The sequence below is a fragment of the Enterobacter sp. BIDMC 29 genome, from assembly GCF_019378755.1.
GTDB classification, from domain to species: Bacteria; Pseudomonadota; Gammaproteobacteria; order Enterobacterales; family Enterobacteriaceae; genus Enterobacter; species Enterobacter ludwigii.
Genome location: NZ_CP080000.1, coordinates 640,940 through 662,480 on the forward strand (window position 1 = coordinate 640,940; position 21,541 = coordinate 662,480).

Genomic DNA, 21,541 nt, shown 5'->3' on the forward strand with positions numbered 1-21,541 from the left:
ATACCCTCTAAACATAGCACAAAATAGCGAACGGCAATGTCGGCGAGTATAAATGTCGGCATTCCGCATGAAATGCCGCACATTTTACGGGGTTAACGCTTTTTAGACGGGAGGCTTAGCGGTTTTCAATTGACTGGCGGAGCGTGCCTGCCGGGGCGTGAACGCTGCCACCGACGTACCTTACGTCGTCCACCGCCCAGCACTGACCTTCACGGATCATCAGCACTTCATCCTGCCAGGTTTGGGTTCCCTGGGTCAGTTTGACGCGCAGGGGAATGTTTCGCGCATCGGTGTTTGGGATCGTTGAAGCACTGGTGACCTCGGCGCTGTCAGGCAGCGTGGCGCGGCTGGAGAACGGATCGGATTTAAGCAGCGCGTTATGCTGCGGATCGCGGGTGGCGTCGCTCAGCAGTTTCGCCAGGCCGTCACTCAGATACGGTCGCAGGGCGGTAATATCATTGCTGCGGTGCTGTATGCGGTAATCATAGAACTGTTGCGCCACGGTATCCGGGCCGCCCTCAATGCATGGGCCGCTGCGGGTACCAATATCCTTAAAGGCTGGCGTGACCGTGGTGGTGCAGGCGCTGAGCACCAGCGCGCAGGGCACGAAAAGTGTTAAAGCTGAATAGCGCATGTTGATTTCCTTATTTATTAACTATCCTTTCAATCATAGCGTAACGAACCGATAATGCTGTACCTAAGGCATTGAACGCTAAAGAAGGAGAGAAAGTATGCAGTTTTCAACAACGCCTACCCTGGAAGGGCAACCTATTACCGAGTACTGCGGCGTGGTCACCGGCGAAGCCATACTGGGCGCGAACATTTTCCGGGACTTCTTTGCCGGCATTCGCGATATCGTGGGGGGACGTTCTGGCGCGTATGAGAAAGAGCTGCGCAAAGCCCGCGAAATTGCGTTTAAAGAGCTTGGCGAGCAGGCCAAGGCGCTGGGTGCAGATGCCGTGGTAGGCATCGATATTGACTACGAAACGGTCGGTAAAGATGCCAGCATGCTGATGGTGAGCGTAAGCGGTACGGCGGTGAAAACCCGTCGATGAAGCGCTCGCTTGCCACACTCCTGCTGGCGCTGTTGCTGGCAGGGTGCGCCACGGAAAAAGGCATTATTGATAAAGGTGCCTATGAGCTGGATACCCGCCATCAGGCCCAGGCGGCTTACCCGCGTATAAAGGTGCTGGTGATCCACTACACCGCCGATGACTTTGACAGCTCGCTGGCGACGTTAACCGACAAGAATGTCAGCTCTCACTACCTGATCCCCGCCAAACCGCCTGCCCCTGAGGGCAAACCGCGTATCTGGCAGCTGGTGCCGGAGAGCGAACTGGCATGGCATGCCGGCATCAGCTTCTGGCGCGGCACCAACCGTATTAATGACACCTCCGTGGGGATTGAGCTGGAAAACCGGGGCTGGCAAAAAACGGCGGGAGTAAAACACTTCACCCCGTTCGAGCCGGCGCAAATTGCGGCTCTGATCCCGCTCGCCAAAGACATTATCGCCCGCTACGACATTAAGCCGCAGAACGTCGTCGCGCACTCTGATATTGCCCCCCAGCGTAAAGACGATCCCGGCCCGCTGTTCCCCTGGCGCGAACTGGCGCAGCAGGGAATTGGTGCCTGGCCCGATCCGGACCGCGTCAACTTTTATCTCAATGGGCAGCCACGCTATCAGGAAGTGGACAGCGCACTGCTGCTCGATCTGTTAGCGCGGTATGGCTATGAAGTGCCGGAGGCTGCCACAGCCCAGCAGCAGAAAAGAGTGATTACCGCGTTTCAAATGCACTTCCGTCCACAGCTGTGGAATGGTGTGGCTGACCGGGAAACGCTGGCCATCGCTGAAGCGCTTCTGGAAAAGTACGGACAGGGGTGATCCTGCGGGATACCCCCTCGTGAGTATTTTTCGCGTAATTTAAGTAAGATTAATCTTAAGTACAAACTCAATTCATTTTTAGTTAATTGACTTAAAATTATCCGGATTTAAGATGGACACATAGCTTGCTAAGTAAAGCAGCAAATTAACGTAAACAATTTCTACTTTTATTTTCTCCTTGAGTGTTTCATCAGGAAAATATTCCTGGGTTGAGGCCTTACGTCTTAATCCTGAGTTTTATATTTCACATCTTAAATTGGGTATAATAATGTTAAGCATCTACGGTAAAAAATTACGTCCGCAAAACGAAGTCAATGCAATTATTTCTGCAACGTCAGGATTTGAAGAGAAGACGTTAAAAAAGTGGCAGAAAATATCTACCAGTGATTCACAGTATATTCATATTATCGTCAGTGGCGACGTTGAGTTCCGCCGCGAATCTGATGAACTGTGCATGTTCACCGTGCAGGGGCCGTGTATATTTGGGCTTTGTTCTATGTTTTACAGCGCCACGCACATGTATGGCCTCATTCGGTCAAATACCGTCGTGCGCTCGATAAAAAAAGAGGACTTCGCCCAGCTAATGACTGAAAACAATCTGTGGCCGGAACTGACGAAAGTGCTCTCCTGGTATATTTGTATGCTGAGCAAGCGTGACGATGTGCTGGTTGCCCGCAGTGCCTATTCGGTGGTGCGCGAATTTTTATACGAGATTAATGAACTGATTGTTCAGCATCAGCGTGATATCAATATATATGACTATATTCAGGAATACACCAACCTGGCACGCAGTACCATTATTAAAATTCTCTCCGACCTGAAAAAAGGTCAGTATATTGTGGTGGAAAAGGGGCGACTCCTTAACCTGACATCCTTGCCTGAAAAATATTAATTACTCCAGCCGGTCTCCTTTATGACGTAAAGGGGACCGGGAAATATCCTGCGTTTCGTCAACCGGCGGCGCGGGAATTTTGCCTTGCGAATAATCCTGCTCTTGTTCTTTTAACGCCTGCTTAAACAATTCTGTTAATGAGGAACTGTCGCTGCCAGCCCGTGCAGAAGCGTCGGTGTGCGCCCCAGTTCCGGGTAACGTATCCCGCGCGGTATCGTGCTGAGCCGCTCCTTCAGGCGCCTGCTGCCAGTCGGTATCATCGCCGTTAATCGGCAGATCCTGCAGGGCTGGCATATCCTCATGCACCGGCGCAGGTTTAGGGTGCGGATGCGGGAAGGGTTTGCTCACATACACATAATGCATATCTGAAAGCTGTGTTTCCGGTCTGGCACTGCTCGCGTTGATGGGGGCGGGGGCAGGGTGGCGCAGATCCCAATACACATGCGCGTACAACCCGGCCATCAGCATGGCGCACAGACCCAGGAGTCCTAAAACGGTGTGGGCAAAAACGTATCTCAGTCCGGGAAGGCGATATGAAAACCAGACCGCTTCCCCGGTGGTGTAACTGCGCTGAGCCGCAAGGCTGATAGTAGACATCAGGAATGCTTCTCCTGCATTTTCGCATCCGGTATTGCATGCGAAGCCTGGATCAATACGCTCGGCGTGGTGTTGGTTTCCCGCATTAACTGCATCAATGTCTCTTCGCCGGGAATACCGTCCACATGCAGATGCATTTTTTGCTGGAACGCGCGAGTGCGTTTCATCATCTCCGCAGTCCAGCGCTGAGCGTGGGTTTCAGGCTGAGAAAGGGCCTGGCTCAGCTGCTGATCAAGCCAGCTCATCTCTTTGCCGTCACTGGTTGCGCTGATGGCGTCTTTACCTTCCGGCGTCAGGCGGTGCAGTTGCGTATAGTTTCCGGTTGCATGCCGGTTAAACCAGCTGCGGCTGACCTGCCAGGTCCGGTTATTCATCAGCAGGTCCATCGAGGTTTCTCCGACGCGGGCGACCACCGCATAGTTAAGATGATTGCCGGTTTTGAGCTCGCTCACCCACGGATAACCTTCGCCTGCCAGCGCATCCGGAGAGGCATTTCCCTGGTTACACATCAGGTTTACCTTCACCGCGTTTTGACACAGCGCATCGTCCGCCGAGGCGTCATACCCCCACATCAGATAAAGCTGATGCATCGCGTCCGGCTGATTGACTATTTCCTTGTCGATAACCGGCACGACGGGGGCCTGAACGGGGGCGGCCGGGTGTTTCCAGCTTATCGGGACCGGCAGAGAAACCGGGAGGCGAGCAGTCATTGAGGCGGTGAAATACCAGCCGCAAGCCGCGAACAGCACAGAGGCAAACAGTGAAACCGTTGCCAGACGCTTACCCTGTTTTTTCGCGGGCAGCACCTCTGCGGCCGCCAGGCGTAAATGTCGCGGACTGACCTGGCTTGCGCGTTCGGTCCAGGCCGCGAGCATCGACAGGTGCGCCAGCGCATTCAGTTCACTGATTTTCCCTTTTGTCATTGCGTGCATCTTACGCACGCGCGCCGGGGATAACGGCGAGTTTTCGCCCCCGTGCTCTTCGCACTGCGCCTGCACGTAGCTGAGATATTCACGGCAGGTCAGGGGGCGCAAGGTGTGGTGGGTATGCACATATTCACGCAGATCAGATTGCTGTAGCAGCGCCGCCTGATTTTCCGCGCCCGTCAGCACCACCGATAAATGACACCCCAGCTCCTGCGCACGGGTGAGCAACATCCCCAGCACCGTCCGGCAGGTCTCTTTCATGGCTTCAGTATGGGAAATGACCAGCACGGTGGCCTGCGTTTTCCCGGCTTGCCACTGCTGCAGCACGGTATCGACCGCCTGAATACGGCTGGCGATCGCTTTCGTGTCCGGGCTGAGCTTGTACAGCAGGCTACTGGCGCTCAGTTTTGGAAACGCGTTGATGGCAAGAACGCGGTTGTCGCTGTTTTTCAGCGCATCGCTGAACTGGCCCAACAGCGAGGTATCGTCGCTAAAGAGCCCGCATATTCCCGCCTGTTGGGTTTTCTCTTTCAGCAGGTTAAAGACGTCCTGATGATAAGGCACCAGAAAATCCCCGGATAAGCGGGTGACCTTCCTGAAGGGCGGGGTTTTAAAAGTAAAGTGGCTCTGATACATAACGACTTACCGTCTCTGATGAGGAATAGCAACAGGTCGTGAAATTACGGTAAGGAGACGGGGCGATCAATTTTTCAACTGGGTAAAAATATCCGGCAGAAATGTCCTAACACCTCGATTTTAGACGGTCAATAATTTTCTTTATTAAAGTTGGTGGCGAAGTCGATGGCCGTACTCACCGCGTCTCATTACTCTCTTCACACGTTTTGTCGCAGCGTGATGCTGCTTATTTTCGCTTTGTTAAAGGCCAGATGAAAAATGAGGTTCTCATTTCTGTCACGGTGGATAACCCCTTGCATGATGTTGGTGCTGTTAATTTTTAGCGGCCAGCAAGGATATTTCACGTTTAAAGATTATAAAAAGGTTACGAATAGGTTGGCTAACTCTGATGCGCAGCCGCTGAAAAACCGCCGCGAAGAGAAAACATTCACGCTTTTCACGGCGGCAGCACGTCAGGACATTGGGCCGGCTGCGCTAAAAGCCCCGCTGGCGGCGGAAATAGAAGGCATTGTGCGCAGTGATGACCCCTGGCTTTCCTTCGCTGTTATTAAAACGCCCGCGGGCCAGAAGAGCTACCGCGAAGGGGAGCCGCTGACCGGGTTTAACGATGCCTTTATTCAGGAAATTAACAAAGACAGTGTCGTCGTGAATTATGAAGGCATCACGCAGACGCTGGCCTTAAAGAAACCGGATTATTTCAAGGGCGGCGTTGATAGCGGCCCGGTAACCAAATCGACAAAAGATGCAGGCGCAGACACGCTGCATCTGAATGATTATCTGGTATTAAAACCGGTTGTCGAAAAAGGCCAACTGGAAGGCTATGCCATTAATCCCCGGAATGCTTCTTCCTTTTATAGCCATTCAGGACTGAAAAAAGGGGACGTGGCAGTCGAAGTGAATGCTGTCGATATGACCGATGAAGTAAAGGCAAAAAATATTATTGCTGAATGGTCAAAAATGAAAGAAGCGGAGGTTGTCGTCAGACGTCACGCTCACCTTGAAAATATTCGGGTCAATGTTCTTAACAATTAATAAGTGTACAGACATGAAGAAATTTCCATGGGCGTGCGTGGCGCTGACCGCATTGTCGTTATATTCGGGTTCGCTGCTCGCAGCCAACTTTAGCGCGAGTTTTAAAAATACCGATATCCGAGAATTTATCGATACGGTAGGCCGCAACCTTAACAAAACCATTCTCGTCGACCCGTCGGTTCAGGGCTCCGTATCTGTCAGAACCTACAACGTGCTGACGGAGGATGAGTATTACCAGTTCTTCCTGAGCGTGCTGGATCTCTACGGTCTCTCGGTGATCCCGATGGATAACGGCATGGTTAAAGTGGTGCGCTCAAGCGTGGCCCGCACCGCCGGTGCGCCGCTGGCAGACAGCACAAACCCGGGCAAAGGCGATGAGATTATTACCCGTGTCGTGCGCATGGAAAACGTGCCGGTGCGTGAACTCGCGCCGCTGTTGCGTCAACTGAACGATGCTACCGGCATCGGCAACGTGGTGCACTTCGAGCCTTCCAACGTGCTGTTGTTAACCGGTAAAGCGTCCGTGGTGAACCGGCTGGTGGATCTGGTCCAGCGCGTGGATAAAGACGGTGTTCAGCGTCGCGAAATCGTCCCCCTGCGCTTTGCTTCCGCCAAAGCGCTCTCCGACATGTTGAATAATCTCAACAACGAAGAGCAGAAAGGGCAGAACGCGCCGCAGTTGGCCACCAAAGTGGTGGCGGATGACGAAACCAACAGCCTGGTGATCAGCGGTTCGGAGGATGCGCGCACGCGTACCCGCAGCCTGATCCATGAGTTAGATCGCGAGCAGAACAACGAGGGGAATACCCGCGTCTTCTATCTCAAGTACGCCAGCGCCACCAAAGTGGTTCCGGTGCTCACCGGTATTGGCGAACAGCTGAAAGACAAAGCCGGCACCGCGAAGGCGAAAACGGCCACCGCGGCAACCGATCTGAATATTACCGCCGACGAGTCAACCAACTCGCTGGTGATCACCGCGCAGCCTAACGTGATGAACTCCCTTGAGAAGGTGATCGACAAGCTCGACATCCGCCGTCCGCAGGTGCTGGTGGAAGCCATCATTGCTGAAGTGCAGGACGGCAACGGTCTGGATCTCGGCGTGCAGTGGACCGGCAAGCACGGTGGCGTCCAGTTCGGCTCCACCGGCCTGCCCATTAGTCAGATAAAAAATGGCACCATCAAGGGCGCCAGCTTTACTGGCCTGGCGACCGGCTTCTTTAACGGTGATTTCGGTGCGCTGATGACCGCGCTCTCAACCGACGGCAAAAACGACATCCTTTCCACGCCAAGCGTGGTCACGCTGGATAACAAAGAGGCGTCATTTAATGTCGGTCAGGACGTGCCGGTGCTTTCCGGTTCGCAGACCACCAGTGGCGATAATGTCTTTAACTCCGTAGAGCGCAAGACGGTGGGGACCAAACTGAAAATTGTGCCGCAAATCAACGACGGCGACATGATCCACCTGAAGATTGAGCAGGAGGTCTCAAGCGTCGACAACAGCGCAACGGAAGACGCCAGCCTTGGCCCAACCTTTAATACCCGAACCATCAATAACGAAGTGATGGTGCACAGCGGGCAAACGGTGGTGCTCGGCGGCCTGATGGAGAATGTCACTAAGCAGTCGGTCTCCAAAGTGCCGCTGCTGGGGGATATTCCGCTGGTCGGGCAGCTTTTCCGCTACACCTCGCAGGACGCGTCCAAACGCAACCTGATGGTCTTTATTCATACCACCGTGCTGCGTGACGACGACAACTACAGCGCGGCGTCGAAAGAGAAATATGACCAGATCCGCGCCCGCCAGCAGCAGCGCGTTGAGGAGAAAAAGCTCGGGATCATTGAACCGGCGGATAACGCCGTGTTACCCGCGTTCCCTGCTGCGAGTGCTGTATCGATGAAATCCAGCGCGTCGCGCAATCCGTTTAAAGAGTAAGGCGGAGGTATCACGTGGACGAACTGAGCAAAACCCTGTGTAGCAGCGGCTACGCAAAAGATAACGGCGTTTTATTTTATCACGATGCGGTCTATATCCGTGATGACACCCCGGCACTCGCGCTGCTGGAAGTGCGTCGGGTGCTGGGACGCGCGTTTGTCCCGGTCACCCTGACGGCGGAAGCCTTCGATGAAATGCTGGCCAGGATCTGGCAGCAGAGCAGCGGGGTGTCCCAGCAACTGGTGGACGATATGGACGCCGATATCGATCTGATGGCGTTAACCGAGGAGATCCCGGACAACGAAGATCTGCTCGATAACGATGAAAACTCGCCGGTGATCCGCCTGATCAACGCCATTCTCGGCGAGGCGGTAAAAGAGGGCGCGTCGGATATTCATATTGAAACCTTCGAGCGTACGCTGAGCATTCGCTTTCGCGTCGACGGCGTGCTGCGTCCGGTGTTGCAGCCCGCGCGTAAGCTCGCGCCGCTGCTGGTTTCGCGTATCAAGGTGATGTCCCGGCTGGATATCGCGGAGAAACGTCTGCCGCAGGATGGCCGTATTTCCCTGCGCATTGGCCGTAAGGCTGTCGACGTGCGCGTATCGACCATTCCGTCCCAGTATGGTGAGCGTGTGGTCATGCGTCTGCTCGATAAAAGCAATCTCAAGCCTGATATCAACAAGCTTGGGCTGATTGATGAAGAACGGGAGAAGTTACAAGGGCTGATTGACCGCCCGCACGGCATTATCCTGGTCACCGGGCCAACGGGTTCCGGTAAAAGTACCACCCTGTACGCGATTCTTTCGGCGCTGAACGGCCATGAGCGCAACATCCTGACCGTAGAAGATCCCATTGAATACGAGCTGGAAGGGGTAGGGCAGACGCAGGTTAACCCGCGCGTGGACATGACTTTTGCCCGCGGGCTGCGCGCAATTCTGCGCCAGGACCCGGACGTGGTGATGATCGGCGAAATCCGTGACGCCGAGACGGCACAAATTGCGGTGCAGGCGTCGCTCACCGGTCACCTGGTCATGTCTACGCTGCACACCAACAGCGCCGCCGGGGCGATAACCCGCCTGCGGGATATGGGGCTGGAGTCGTTTTTAATCGGTTCATCGTTACTGGGGGTCATTGCCCAGCGTCTGGTGCGTCGGCTGTGTCCGCACTGCCGTACCACCAGTCCGCTGGATGACAATGAAAAGGCGCTGTTCAGCTTTATGGACCAGCCGCCACACGCGATCTATCGCGCGGTGGGGTGCGAACACTGCCGCCAGAGCGGTTATCAGGGGCGCGCTGGTATTCATGAGTTTCTGGTGGTCGACAGCACCCTGCGCCGCGCCATTCATGAAGATAAAGACGAAATGGCCATCGAAACCGAACTCTTTAAGCAGGCCTACAGCCTGCGTGAGAACGGGCTGCTGAAGGTGATCGGCGGCGTCACTTCGCTGGAAGAGGTGATGCGCGTCACCGCCGAGCGCGGAGGAGATGCGTAATGGCCTTCTACGCCTGGACGGCGATGGATACCGCGGGCAAAACCCGGCGTGGCACGTTGCAGGCTGAGGGGCAAAAGCAGGTCCGCCAGATGTTACGCGAGCAAAAGCTAATGCCCGTCAGCATCAACGAAACCCGTGAGGTTGCGGCTGCCGGTAATGCGAACGCCGGGGCAAAACTCTCCACGCCGGTGCTGTCGATGTTTACCCGTCAGCTGTCGACGCTCGTCAACGCTGCGCTGCCGCTGGAGAGCGCGCTGAAGGCAATCGCGAAACAGACGGAGGATAAAAAGCTCGCGGCGATGGTGGTGGACATCCGCGAGAAGGTGGTGGAAGGGCATACGCTGTTTGACGCTTTCAGCCAGTTTCCGCGCAGCTTCGACAAGCTCTACTGCACGTTGGTAATGGCCGGTGAAAAGACCGGCCATCTGGGCGACGTGCTGGAAAAGCTGGCCGAGTACAACGAGCAGCGTCAGAAGATGAAAAGCAAACTGACGCAGGCGATGGTCTACCCGATCACCCTGACCGTGGTGGCCATCGCGGTGATCGGCATTCTGCTGGTGGCGGTTGTGCCCCAGGTGATTGAGCAGTTCACCCATATGAAACAGCAGCTGCCGATCACCACCCGCACGCTGATCGCGGTGAGTGATTTCCTGCAGGTTTACGGCCTCTATATCGTCGGCAGCCTGGCTGGCGGGATGATGGGTTTTAAGGCCTGGCTTCGAAACGCTAAAAATCGTTTTCGCTGGCACAACTGGCTGGTGAACGGTTCGCCCGTCAAAAAGCTGGTCTGCGCCATCAACAGCGCCCGCTATATCCGTACCCTGAGCATTCTGCAGGCCAGTAGCGTGCCGTTGCTGGAGGGGATGTATATCGCGATGGACGGGATCGAAAACCGGTATGCCCGGCAGGTGCTGGAGCAGGCGGCGGATACCGTGCGCCAGGGGGCATCGCTTTATACGGCTCTGGAGCAGGCGAAATTATTCCCGCCGATCATGCTGTATATGATTGCCTCCGGGGAAGAGAGTGGGGAATTAGGCCATTTAATGGACCGCGCGGCGGAAAACCAGGAATCGGCATTACAGCATCGTATTACGTTAACGCTGTCGGTATTTGAACCGGCACTGGTGGTATCTATGGCGACGATTGTTTTATTCATCGTCCTGTCAATATTACAACCGCTTCTGCAACTTAATAATATGGTAGGTTAAATCATGGCTATAAAACGTAAACACCTGGCTCGCCAGGCGGGCTTCACCTTGCTCGAATTAATGGTGGTTATTGTTATTCTCGGCGTACTCGCGAGTATGGTGGTACCCAATTTAATGGGCAATAAAGAAAAAGCGGATACCCAAAAAGCGACCAGCGATATCGTCGCGCTCGAAGGCTCGCTGGATATGTATAAGCTGGATAATCACCGCTATCCCACCACTGAACAGGGCTTGCAGGCGCTGGTCGCGAAGCCAGAGATTGCGCCAATTCCCAACGGCTACCGTGCGGACGGTTATATCCGCCGCCTGCCGCAGGACCCGTGGGGCGGGGATTATATTCTGGTCAGCCCGGGTGAACACGGTGCCGTAGACGTTTTCTCCGCAGGTCCAGATGGCGAAGCCAATACCGCCGATGATATTACAAACTGGTCTCTGGATAAGAAAGAGAAATAATGAAACGTCAACGCGGCTTTACGTTGCTGGAAATTATTCTGGCGCTGGTGATATTTGCCAGTTGCGCCATGATGGTGGTTTCAACAATACCCTCACGCAGCGGTGCGGATATATTTGGTCAGCAATTAAAAGCCCTCGTTGATTATGGTTCAGACCGGGCAGTGATGGACGGAAATATCGTGGGGTTGGTTATGACCGCGGATAAATACCGGCTGGTGACGCTCGAGGATAAAAACGGTGAACGTCACTGGGTGTCGTTATCCGCGGGGCGGATAACGACCCGGGGTGATTTCCCGCCGGAGATGCACGTCTCGCTCACGCCGCAGCGTCTCGCCGCCACGGTGACATCCGAACCGCAGGTGTTATTTCTGCCAGACGGTGAAATCAGCCGCTTTACGCTGGCGCTGCAAAGCCGCGACAACGCGCACCATTTCCGCGTGGTGTCGCAAGGCGCGGCCCCTGTAACGGTAGAAAACGATGGCTAACGGCAAGAGAAAGCAAAAGGGGATGACTCTGTTGGAGGTGATGGTCGCGCTGGTCATCTTCTCCACCGCCGCACTGGCGCTGATGAACTCGGTCTCCCTGAACGTGCGTTTCACCCACGGGCTGGCCGATACATTGCAGGCCAGCTGGGTCGCCGAAAATCAACTGGCGGAGGCGCAGCTCAACAGACGTGATTTTCCTGACGCTGAAGCGCAGGGGGCAGAGGTCATGGGCGGGCGCAGCTGGGCCTGGCGAAAGCAGCGCGTAAAAACCGCGGCTAACGGCTGGGCGAATGCCATCCGCGTCTATGCAGAAGGCGATGAAAGCCAGCCGGTTATTTCACTGCAGGTCATCGCGCCGGGAGAGGAACCGTGAAGAAAATCCGACGCCAGCGGGGATTTACCCTGCTGGAGATCATGATTGCGCTGACCATTTTTGCGGTGATCAGCACCCTGGCCTGGCAAATCCTCGACGGGGCGATGCGCACCAGTTCGGCGACGGAGGCCAGCGCGGCAAAGCTCAATCAGCTTCAGCGTGCCTGGAGCCTGATGGAACGCGATTTCTATCAGCTTCAGGCGCGTGCGCCGCGCAACGAGCCGGATACATTTCGTCAGGGGGATGACGGCCTTGAGCTGACCACGCTGAACGGCGTGAGCGGAACCGTACAGCTGGAGCGCGTGCGCTGGCGGCTGGAAGAGGGGCGACTGTACCGGGATGTCTGGCCGGTGATTGACAGCCCGGCGGGTGCCAGACCCGATGCGGTGCCGATTGTCGGCGAGGTGAAATCTCTGCAGTGGCGTTTTTACCGTCAGGGCTGGCAAAAAAGCTGGAACGACCCGGCACATCTGCCGGATGGCGTCGAGCTGACGCTGACGATGGAAAACGGGGAAACCTGGCGCTGGGTGTTTACGACGCCGGGCGATATCCCCGAGGCCGCCGCGCCAGCGCCCGCAGACGCACCTGCCGCGCCACCTGCAGCGGAAGCGACATCATGAAGGCTTTACGTAAACAGAAAGGCGTCGCGCTGCTGGTGGTACTGATCCTGCTGGTCATGATGTCGGCGCTGGCTGCCAGAATCAGCCAGCAGTTCTGCCGCAATCTGCAGAAAACCCATTACCAGGTGAGTCAGCAGCAGCTGCGCTGGGCCATGCAGGCTCAGGAGAAGGTGGTCAAAGATCGTCTGCAGAGCGACGCCAGCGGTGAGAGTAAAGCCCTTACCCTGCAGGGTGACTGGCATCAGCCGCTGGAGACCCGGGGTGACGATTACACGGTGGTCAGTCAGGTAGAAGACGCCCAGGACTGCTTCAACGTGAATAACCTGCTGGCGGCCGATGACATCGCGCAGGGGCAAAATGCGCCCGCGGTGCCGGAAAAACCGCGGAAAGAGCAGATTGTTGAGCAACTCCTGACCGGGAGTGGCCTCAGCCAGTCCACGGCGCACGAGGTTTACTCGCAGCTGGTGGACTATCTGGATGGCGATACCACCACGGCCAGCAAGGGGGCGGAGGGCGATGCCTGGGCGGGCGTGGTGCCCCCCCGGCAGCCCGCAAACCAGATGATGCGCACGATCGCTGAGATCACGCTGCTGCCGGCATTTCCGGCAACGGCATACCGGAAGGTGAGCACGCTGCTGTGTGCCTTACCGGATACCGCCAGCAAGGTGGATGTGAACACCCTGAAACCGGAACAGGCCGCCTTACTGGCCGCCATGTTCCCCGGAAAAATAACGCAAGACGATGCCGTTCGCCTGATTGAATCGCGACCTGAAACCGGCTGGGAAAATATGGAAACCTTCAGCAACGCGCTGGAGCAGGCCTTCCCGCAGGTGAAAGACGACCTTCCGCAGGTGGCCGGACAACTCTCCACCCAAAGCCGGTACTTCCGCGTTAACTATACCGGCAACACCGATGCGCTAACGCTTCGCGTGGTAAGCCAGCTTCAGGTCAATAACGAAGCCGGTGAGATCGTGACGTGGCAACGTCGTTACCGAATGATTGAATAAGAAAAGCAGATGGCTATGAAACAGGTACTTTTTGTTCGTCCCGACAGCCGTGAGGGCGGGAAAATAATGTGGTGTGCTTCCGGCAGCCAGCAGGTTGACGTTGTGGAGCGCCTTGACGCGCTGGCAGACCATCCTCTCGCGGCCCGGGTCTGTTTACTGTTGCCCGCGGGCAACATGATCTTCCGCCATTTTACGTTGCCGAAAAAAGTTGCCTCTCAGACGGCGGCGTTCTCGTGGCTGGCGGAAGAGACGCTCATTGGCGAGGTGGATAACCTTCACTGGACGGTGCTTCACAAAAAGGGGGCCGACGTTGACGCGGTGGCGATTGATACCGATCTTCTGCGCGGGTGGTTAGCCCGTTGCCAGGAGGCCGGTTTGAAGGTGATTCAGGTGCTGCCGGATGCCTGGCTGCTGCCGGTGACGGCAGGAGGAAGCACGCTGGTTGCCCTGGATGACCGCTACTGGCTGCGCCTGTCGCCCCATGTCGCCAGCGAAATGGAGGCCAGCCTGCTGCCGCTGCTGATGCAAAAAACCCCAGACGGTGACGTGTGCTGTTACGGCGAACCGCCAGCCGGTGTCGGGGTGGATCTTCTGCAACCGTGGCAGCATCCGCTGGTGCTGATCCAGCCACAGTGGCAATCCTGTCGGGTCACCCTCCTGCACGGTGAATTCAGCCCGAAGGCAGGAAAAGGCAGCGCGTCTAAAGGAATAAAAATCGCGATGGCGGCGGCGGGCCTGCTGTCTCTCGGGCTGTTGCTGGGCCCGCGGATCGCGATGGCCTGGATGCTGGTACAGCAGGAAAATCGGGTTCAGCAGGAGATCGTTCAGGTTTATCAGCACCATTTTCCCAGCATGCGCCAGCAGACCAATATCAAATACCACTTTGGTCAAAACATGAAAAAGCAGCACAAAGGGATATTCCTGCAGCTGGATGATCTTGAGAAAGCCAGACTGGCCGTACCCGCACTTGAGATCTCCCTGCTTGAGTACGATGCGCAACAAAATGCGCTGACCCTGAGCGTCAGTGCGCAAAGCCAGGCCGCGCTGCAGTCGTTTGTGGAGAAAACAGGGGAGCATTTTGATTTCACCCTACAGCCTGTTTCGACCACTGCACCTTATACCGCCATGATCGCAGGGAAATATAAATGAAAGAGCGAATCACGAAGCTTACGTCGCGTTATCAACAATACAGCATCCGGGAGAAATATATTTTAAAAACCGGTGCCGTTGCCCTCCTGGCCGCGGCTGTTTATTACGCGGGCATGATGCCACTGGATAATATGATTCAAAATAGCAAATCAACGCTGACCCGACAAAAAGAGACGCTGAACTGGATGCGCAGAGAAATAGATAAACACCACCTTCCGGTGATGATCATTAAAACGGATAACCCGCGCACGGTGGTGGAGAACAGCGCTCATGAAATTAACCTTTCCCTGACGGAGGTGCGTCAGGACGGGCAAACCTTATCGTTCGTGGTGAACCGCGTAAATGTGTATGAATTAAAAAACTGGCTGCGGGAAATCAACCAGACCTCCGGCGTCAGGCTGCAAAAAATGAACCTTACGCCGGTCGATCACCTCAGTGATGTGAAAGCAGAAGTGCAGCTCACCTGGCGCAAAACCGCATGAACACCGTTGCGCTGATGCGGGAAATCTACCCGGTGGGGTTCCCGGTGATGAGTGCGATCCTGGGCAGCATGGTGGGCAGTTTTCTGGGGGTTGTCGCCGAGCGCGTGCCGGGCATGGTGATGGAGGAGGAAGGCACGGGCAACTTGCTGTTTCCGGCCTCTCACTGCCCGGTGTGCCAGCATGATCTCGCGGCCTGGGAGAATATCCCGCTGGTCAGCTGGCTAGTATTGCGCGGGCGCTGCAGGCAGTGCGGCACGGCCATCCCGCTGCGCTTATTGATGCTCGAACTCGTCACCGCGCTCTTTTTTGGCCTCACCGCCTTGTGCATTCCGGGCGAACCGGCGTTGTTCTCACTGTGGTTGCTGGCCGCGTTTCTGCTGCCGCTGGCGATGATTGACTGGCAGCATCAGTTGCTCCCTGACTGTCTGACCCAGCCGTTGCTGTGGGCAGGACTGTTGTTACACCTCGTTGACCACACGCTGCCGCTTAAGGATGCGCTGGTCGGGGCGGTGGCTGGCTACCTTTCGCTCTGGTCTCTTTACTGGGTATTTCGTCTGCTTACCGGACGAGAAGGATTAGGCTATGGCGATTTTAAACTTCTGGCGGCGTTAGGCGCCTGGTGCGGCTGGCAGGCACTGCCCACCCTGGAATTGATTGCCGCGTTAAGCGGTATTGTCGGATATTTCGCGACAAGACATGCGAATAAAAATAACCGCATTATTTCTTTCGGTCCTTATTTAGCTTTTGCCGGCATGACGGTTTTTGTTTATCAGGTTGCCTGTTCCACATTCTGAATACACCGGTCAAGTTTTTTTAGTGATTTTTTCGATTGGGGAATGAAAGGAATACAGTATTTATTCAGCGTATCGTTAAAGACATAAGCTTCACAGAATTCGAGCTTGTATCTTTTAATGGAGGAATACAGCGCGCCACAGAAATAGCGGTTAACGATTATTGCTTAAGTTGAAATTCAAAGTCTGTAAAAAACTATTCCATGTTTTAAAGGAAGACATGGGTCATTAACGTTTACAAATAAATTTATCAGGAAATAAAAATGAAATTTATGAAGCCTAAATATCTGGCGCTTTTCGTTGCAGCGGCGTCCAGCTCTGCCTTCGCGGCGGCGCCAGGTACGCCAACCCTCAGCAGTGGCAATGATAAGTTTGCGATTGTTGAAGTTGACCAGGCAGCGCAAGACTATAACAGCCTTGTGAAAGTCCATGATGGCGCGGATGTGAAAGTTGAGTGGAACGTCTGGAGCGGCGATGCGCCAACCTCGGCAAAAGTGCTTCTGGATGGTCAGGCCGTGTGGAGTGGCGCCGCAAGCGCCTCCGGGTCAGCCACCTTCAAAGTGAAAAAGGGCGGACGCTATCAGGAGCAGGTTGAACTCTGTAACGCCAGCGGGTGTTCTAAAAGTGCCAGCAAACTGATCATCGTGGCGGACACGGACGGGAGCCATCTGCTGCCGCTGAACACCACCCTGAAGGAAAATAACAAAACTTTCTCTAAACATACGGACAAAGTGGTGGGTGCCTATTTCCCTGAGTGGGGCGTCTATGGGCGTGAGTTCCCGGTGGATAAAATCCCTGCGGCGAACCTGAACCACATTTTGTACGGTTTCATTCCGATCTGTGGCGGTGATGGCATCAACGACGGATTAAAAACGGTTGAGAACGGCAACAGCTTCGCCGCGCTGCAGCGCGCCTGTGCGGGCCGTCAGGATTACACCGTGGCCATTCACGATCCGTGGGCGGCATTGCAAAAACCGCAGGCCGGCGTGACCAACTGGGACGACCCCTACAAAGGTAACTTTGGTCAGTTGATGGCGCTGAAAAAAGCCCATCCGGATCTGAAAGTGCTGCCTTCCATTGGCGGCTGGACGATGTCCGATCCATTCTTCCAGATGCATGATTCCGCGATCCGCGCGCGCTTCGTCTCTTCCGTGAAAGAGTTCCTGAAAACCTGGAAATTCTTCGACGGGGTCGATATTGACTGGGAATTCCCGGGGGGTGGTGGCGTGTCGGAAAATCTTGGCAACCCTGCTCAGGACAAAGCCACCTATACCGCGGTGATGCACGATCTGCGCGCGATGCTGAACGAGCTGTCAGCAGAAACGGGCCGTACGTACGAACTGACCACCGCCATTGGTTCCGGTAAAGACAAAATTGAAGACGTGGATTACACCACGGCGCAGCAGTATCTCGACCACATCTTCCTGATGAGCTACGACTTCTACGGCGGCTGGAGCAACACTGATCTCGGCCACCAGGCGGCGTTGCACGGCGCGGAGTGGAAACCGGACACCAACTACACCACTGAAAACGGCGTGAACGCGCTGCTGGAGCAGGGCGTGCAGCCGGGCAAGATTGTTGTGGGGGCGGGCATGTACGGTCGCGGCTGGACCGGCGTTCATGGCTACACCGGCGATAATCCGTTCACCGGTACGGCAACGGGCGCGGTCAAAGGCACCTGGGAACCGGGCGTGGTTGACTACCGTCAGATTGCGAACGAGTACAAAGGCAAGCCAGGCTGGGAATACAAATACGATGCCGCGGCAGAAGCGCCGTATCTGTTCAATAAAGCCACCGGCGATCTGATTACCTATGAAGACGCGCGTTCTACCACGGCAAAAGGTAAGTATGTGCTGGCGAAAAATCTGGGCGGTCTGTTCTCCTGGTCCATCGACTCGGACAATGGCGACATCCTTAATGCGATGAACGAAAGCCTGTTGGGCGGCGGTTCAACGCCGGTTGATCCCGTTGTCACCAACCATGCGCCGATCGCTGCGGCTGCCGATCAGACCGTGACCGGGCCTGTTACCGTCACCCTCGATGGCTCTGCGTCTGGCGATCCGGACGGCGACGCCATTACCTATAAGTGGACCCAGATTTCCGGTCCAGCCGTGACCCTTACCAACAGCACGAAAGCCAAAGCCTCCTTCGGCGCGGCGGCAGTGACTCAGAACCAGACGCTCTCCTTCCGCCTGACGGTGAAAGATGCGAAAGGCCTGACGAACGCCATTGATGTTCAGGTCGTGAACAAAGCACCTAAAGCGAACCAGGCACCGGTGGTCAACCCGATGGAAAGCATCACGCTGCAGGCGGGTGAAACCTATGCCCTGCATGCGCAGGCGGCCGATCCGGATGGTGACGCGCTGACCTATGCCTGGAGCGTGCCGGCGGACATGAACGCAACCGGTACTGACACCGCGAACGTGAATATCACCGCACCGGCTGTCGCTTCCGATTCCACCTACACCCTGAGCGTGGTGGTCAGCGACGGTAAAACCAGCGTTCAATCGAACGTGCAGGTTATTGTCACGCCAAAAGCAGCCGATGAGGTCACGCCGCCATCTGACGAGGTAACACCACCAGCCGATGAGGTCACGCCGCCATCTGACGAGGTGACACCACCAGCCGATGAGGTCACGCCACCTTCTGATGAAGGCTCTGCCACCGGCAGTTGTGATGCACCTGTTGATGCCAATGCCAGCCAGTACCCGGCCTGGAGTGCGAGCAAAATCTACAACAGTGGTGACACCGTGAGCGCCGACAACCTGGTGTGGAAAGCGAAGTACTGGACACAGGGCAATAAACCTGGCTTTGACGCGGATGCGTGGGAGCTGGTCAGCCAGGTGAAAATGAACTGGCGTTCAGATGTGGTTTACAACGGTGGCGATACGACCACCTACCAGGGGTATGTCTACCGTGCGAAATGGTGGACCCGTGGTGATAAACCAGGTAACAGCGATGTATGGGTGAAAGAAGGCGCGTCAGCAGACTGCAAATAACCTTCTTAGCCTGAGGTTGCGGGTTTGATATCGCCTGCAATCGTTGACCACACCCCGTTTCGGGTGTGGTCAACCCCTTCCGGAATAAGACAGCGTGCGCAAGGAGAAGGATCGTCAGTAAATAAACAGGTAATGAGATGAAACGCTTTTTATTGTTATTGCTTATTTTAAGTCAGAGTGCGACAGCAAATTGCTGGGATAAAGCGGCGCATTATTATCATGTCGATCCGTATTTATTATATGCCATTGCGCAGGTGGAATCCGGTATGAATCCGAATGCCGTGGGGTGGAATCAGGATGGCTCGCGGGATGTGGGATTAATGCAGATTAACAGCACGCATTTCAGCGAACTGCAGCGCCAGGGCATTGACGAGAACCGGCTTGTGACCGAGCCCTGCACCTCCATTATGGTGGGCGCATCAATACTGTCGACGATGATCAACGTATATGGCTATAACTGGGAAGCCGTCGGGGCTTATAACGCGGGAGTGAAAAAAGAGAATTATTCAAAGCGCATGAATTATGCCCGCAAGGTCTGGGCGAAATATCAGGAGATAAAACCTCGTTCCTCTTATTAATTCTGCTTTTTGTTTTTTGAAGCGTACCCAGAGGTGCGCTTCAGAAAATGAAAAATTACCGCACTCTTTGGTTTATTTATTAAGGGAATAATACATAAACCGTGATTGCATTAACCCTTGTTGCTATATATAGGATGAGTTGAAATGACCAAAAGGACCTTACTGAGCGTGCTCGTTGCGGGTGCATGCATTGCGCCTTTCATGGCACAGGCTGCGACGCTGCAGGCAACCACCAGCGAGCCGTTCACCCTGAAAGCCAGCGATCTGGCGAAGAAAGAACAGGAACTGACTAACTTTCCACTGATGGCGTCGGTTAAAGACACCATTCGTACGCTGGATAATGCCCAGGTTGAGCTGATTGAGCCAGGCCGTGCAGCGAACCCGGATAACGTTAAACGCGTTGAAGGCATTGTGAAGGCCAGCGACTGGGAATACCTTTTCCCGATGCGAGCGCAGTCCTACACCTACAGTAACTTCCTGAAAGCGGTGGGCAAATTCCCGGCGCTGTGTAAGACCTACAACGACGGCCGTGACAGCGACGCCATCTGCCGTAAAGAGCTGGCCACCATGTTTGCCCACTTCGCTCAGGAAACCGGCGGCCACGAAAGCTGGCGTCCGGAAGCCGAGTGGCGTCAGGCGCTGGTTCACGTTCGCGAAATGGGCTGGACCGAAGGGCAGAAAGGCGGTTACAACGGCGAATGTAATCCTGATATCTGGCAGGGACAAACCTGGCCGTGCGGCAAAGACAAAGACGGCGATTTCGTGAGTTACTTTGGCCGTGGGGCAAAACAGCTGTCTTATAACTACAACTACGGTCCGTTCTCTGAAGCGATGTTCGGCACTGTCCGCACGCTGCTCGACAAGCCGGAGCTGGTGGCTGACACCTGGCTGAACCTGGCAAGCGCCATCTTCTTCTTCGCCTATCCGCAGCCGCCGAAACCGAGCATGCTGCAGGTTATCGACGGCACCTGGCAGCCAAACGATCATGACAAAGCCAACGGCCTGGTTCCGGGCTTCGGCGTGACCACCCAGATCATTAACGGTGGCGTAGAGTGTGGCGGCCCGACTGAGATTGCCCAGTCTGAAAACCGTATCAAGTACTACAAAGAGTTTGCGAAGTACCTGAAAGTGCCTGTCCCGGCAAATGAAGTGCTCGGCTGTGCCAACATGAAGCAGTTCGATGAAGGCGGCTCCGGTGCGCTGAAGATTTACTGGGAGCAGGACTGGGGATGGAGTGCCGATACGCCAGACGGTAAAACGTATTCCTGCCAGCTGGTCGGTTATCAGACGCCGTTCAGCGCCTTTAAAGAGGGTGACTACACGAACTGCGTGAAGAAATTCTATAACGTCAACATCATCAACGATGACGGTTCCGCCGTGACGCCGGACGAGCATCCGGTCACTCCGGCACCGACGCCATCGGAAGATGAAACCCCGGCACCGGCACCGGTTCCGGATGAAACGCCGGCAGAACCGACCGTGGTGAACCACGCCCCGGTCGCGCAGATTGCGGGCCCAATCGGTGCGGTGGAAGCGGGCGCGCAGGTATCCCTGAGCGCAGAAGGATCCACTGACCAGGACGGCAATACGCTGACCTACACCTGGCGTTCACAGGATGGCCAGACGGTCACCGGTGAAGACAAGGCGGTGGTGACCTTTACCGCGCCAGAGTCTGCGACGGCTCAACAGTATGAAGTCAGCCTGACCGTGAGCGATGGTGAGCTGAGCAGCACCACTTCCTATCTGCTGAACGTTAAAGCGAAAGCCACGACGCCGTCTGAAAACGACGGTACCTCAGGTGCTTACGCCGCGTGGAGCGCGAACAGCAAGTACAAGGCAGGCGATATCGTGAATAACCACGGTAAACTGTTCCAGTGCAAACCGTTCCCGTACAGCGGCTGGTGTAACAATGCCCCGGCGTACTACGAGCCAGGCGCGGGTCTGGCGTGGTCAGACGCCTGGACGGCGCTGTAAAACAAAACGGCAACCTTCGGGTTGCCGTTTTCGT

21 protein-coding genes are annotated in these 21,541 nt (G+C 55.5%); 18 read left to right on the plus strand and 3 right to left on the minus strand.

Going from position 1 to position 21,541, the window contains the following annotated elements; genetic code table 11:
- Positions 1-115: 115 nt before the first annotated feature.
- A complete protein-coding gene (locus JTA15_RS02940) occupies positions 116-634 on the minus strand; it encodes a lipoprotein (protein WP_014169325.1) in 519 nt (172 codons plus the stop codon).
- Between the two features lie 97 nt (positions 635-731).
- On the opposite strand from JTA15_RS02940, the gene JTA15_RS02945 reads away from it, so the two are divergent.
- The 3 genes from JTA15_RS02945 (at position 732) to JTA15_RS02955 (ending at position 2,774) form a co-directional block, all read left to right on the plus strand.
- Positions 732-1,055, plus strand: coding sequence for a heavy metal-binding domain-containing protein (locus JTA15_RS02945; protein ID WP_006174327.1), 324 nt, complete (start codon positions 732-734; stop codon positions 1,053-1,055).
- Complete coding sequence (locus JTA15_RS02950; RefSeq protein ID WP_032677767.1) at positions 1,052-1,882, plus strand: N-acetylmuramoyl-L-alanine amidase; 831 nt, start codon at positions 1,052-1,054, stop codon at positions 1,880-1,882. Before JTA15_RS02945 ends, JTA15_RS02950 begins: the two co-directional genes overlap by 4 nt.
- Positions 1,883-2,150: 268 nt before the next feature.
- Entirely contained in the window at positions 2,151-2,774 is a 624-nt protein-coding gene (locus tag JTA15_RS02955; RefSeq protein WP_020884862.1) for a helix-turn-helix domain-containing protein, read from the plus strand.
- Here the strand turns inward: JTA15_RS02955 and JTA15_RS02960 are convergent, their stop codons facing one another.
- Positions 2,775-3,371 carry a hypothetical protein gene (locus JTA15_RS02960; protein ID WP_219372839.1) on the minus strand — a complete coding sequence of 199 codons (597 nt, stop codon included), beginning with the start codon at positions 3,369-3,371 and terminating at the stop codon, positions 2,775-2,777.
- Positions 3,371-4,933, minus strand: a complete 1,563-nt coding sequence (locus JTA15_RS02965) for an ExeA family protein (RefSeq protein ID WP_219372840.1) — start codon at positions 4,931-4,933, stop codon at positions 3,371-3,373. Before JTA15_RS02965 ends, JTA15_RS02960 begins: the two co-directional genes overlap by 1 nt.
- Before the next feature lie 300 nt (positions 4,934-5,233).
- Between JTA15_RS02965 and gspC the strand changes: the two genes are divergently transcribed.
- The 15 genes from gspC (at position 5,234) to JTA15_RS03040 (ending at position 21,507) form a co-directional block, all read left to right on the plus strand.
- Positions 5,234-5,965, plus strand: a complete 732-nt coding sequence (gspC, locus tag JTA15_RS02970; RefSeq protein ID WP_219373228.1) for a type II secretion system protein GspC — start codon at positions 5,234-5,236, stop codon at positions 5,963-5,965.
- Between the two features lie 13 nt (positions 5,966-5,978).
- Positions 5,979-7,895, plus strand: a complete 1,917-nt coding sequence (gene gspD / locus JTA15_RS02975; RefSeq protein WP_219372841.1) for a type II secretion system secretin GspD — start codon at positions 5,979-5,981, stop codon at positions 7,893-7,895.
- 14 nt (positions 7,896-7,909) lie between these two features.
- Positions 7,910-9,388, plus strand: coding sequence for a type II secretion system ATPase GspE (gene gspE / locus JTA15_RS02980; protein WP_014169332.1), 1,479 nt, complete (start codon positions 7,910-7,912; stop codon positions 9,386-9,388).
- Entirely contained in the window at positions 9,388-10,596 is a 1,209-nt protein-coding gene (gspF, locus tag JTA15_RS02985; RefSeq protein WP_219372842.1) for a type II secretion system inner membrane protein GspF, read from the plus strand. The genes gspE and gspF overlap by 1 nt, the downstream gene beginning before the upstream one ends.
- Before the next feature lie 3 nt (positions 10,597-10,599).
- Positions 10,600-11,049 carry a type II secretion system major pseudopilin GspG gene (gspG, locus tag JTA15_RS02990; protein WP_219372843.1) on the plus strand — a complete coding sequence of 150 codons (450 nt, stop codon included), beginning with the start codon at positions 10,600-10,602 and terminating at the stop codon, positions 11,047-11,049.
- Entirely contained in the window at positions 11,049-11,534 is a 486-nt protein-coding gene (gene gspH, locus JTA15_RS02995) for a type II secretion system minor pseudopilin GspH (protein WP_014169335.1), read from the plus strand. Before gspG ends, gspH begins: the two co-directional genes overlap by 1 nt.
- Positions 11,527-11,907, plus strand: coding sequence for a type II secretion system minor pseudopilin GspI (gspI, locus tag JTA15_RS03000; protein ID WP_014169336.1), 381 nt, complete (start codon positions 11,527-11,529; stop codon positions 11,905-11,907). Before gspH ends, gspI begins: the two co-directional genes overlap by 8 nt.
- Entirely contained in the window at positions 11,904-12,527 is a 624-nt protein-coding gene (gspJ, locus tag JTA15_RS03005; RefSeq protein ID WP_047355708.1) for a type II secretion system minor pseudopilin GspJ, read from the plus strand. Before gspI ends, gspJ begins: the two co-directional genes overlap by 4 nt.
- On the plus strand, positions 12,524-13,534 hold the full coding sequence (gene gspK / locus JTA15_RS03010) for a type II secretion system minor pseudopilin GspK (protein ID WP_032681350.1): 1,011 nt from the start codon (positions 12,524-12,526) through the stop codon (positions 13,532-13,534). Before gspJ ends, gspK begins: the two co-directional genes overlap by 4 nt.
- A gap of 15 nt (positions 13,535-13,549) precedes the next feature.
- Complete coding sequence (gspL, locus tag JTA15_RS03015; RefSeq protein ID WP_219372844.1) at positions 13,550-14,683, plus strand: type II secretion system protein GspL; 1,134 nt, start codon at positions 13,550-13,552, stop codon at positions 14,681-14,683.
- Positions 14,680-15,165: a type II secretion system protein GspM gene (gene gspM, locus JTA15_RS03020; RefSeq protein ID WP_020884851.1), complete on the plus strand. Its 486-nt coding sequence runs from the start codon at positions 14,680-14,682 to the stop codon at positions 15,163-15,165. Before gspL ends, gspM begins: the two co-directional genes overlap by 4 nt.
- On the plus strand, positions 15,162-15,959 hold the full coding sequence (locus JTA15_RS03025; protein WP_219372845.1) for an A24 family peptidase: 798 nt from the start codon (positions 15,162-15,164) through the stop codon (positions 15,957-15,959). The genes gspM and JTA15_RS03025 overlap by 4 nt, the downstream gene beginning before the upstream one ends.
- Positions 15,960-16,219: 260 nt before the next feature.
- Positions 16,220-18,955 (plus strand): glycosyl hydrolase family 18 protein, encoded by a 2,736-nt coding sequence (locus JTA15_RS03030; RefSeq protein WP_078774805.1) that lies wholly within the window; start codon positions 16,220-16,222, stop codon positions 18,953-18,955.
- Between the two features lie 137 nt (positions 18,956-19,092).
- Positions 19,093-19,533: a type III secretion system invasion protein IagB gene (iagB, locus tag JTA15_RS03035; protein WP_014169343.1), complete on the plus strand. Its 441-nt coding sequence runs from the start codon at positions 19,093-19,095 to the stop codon at positions 19,531-19,533.
- A 144-nt stretch (positions 19,534-19,677) separates the two neighbouring features.
- Positions 19,678-21,507, plus strand: coding sequence for a chitinase (locus JTA15_RS03040; protein ID WP_014169344.1), 1,830 nt, complete (start codon positions 19,678-19,680; stop codon positions 21,505-21,507).
- Positions 21,508-21,541: the final 34 nt, after the last annotated feature.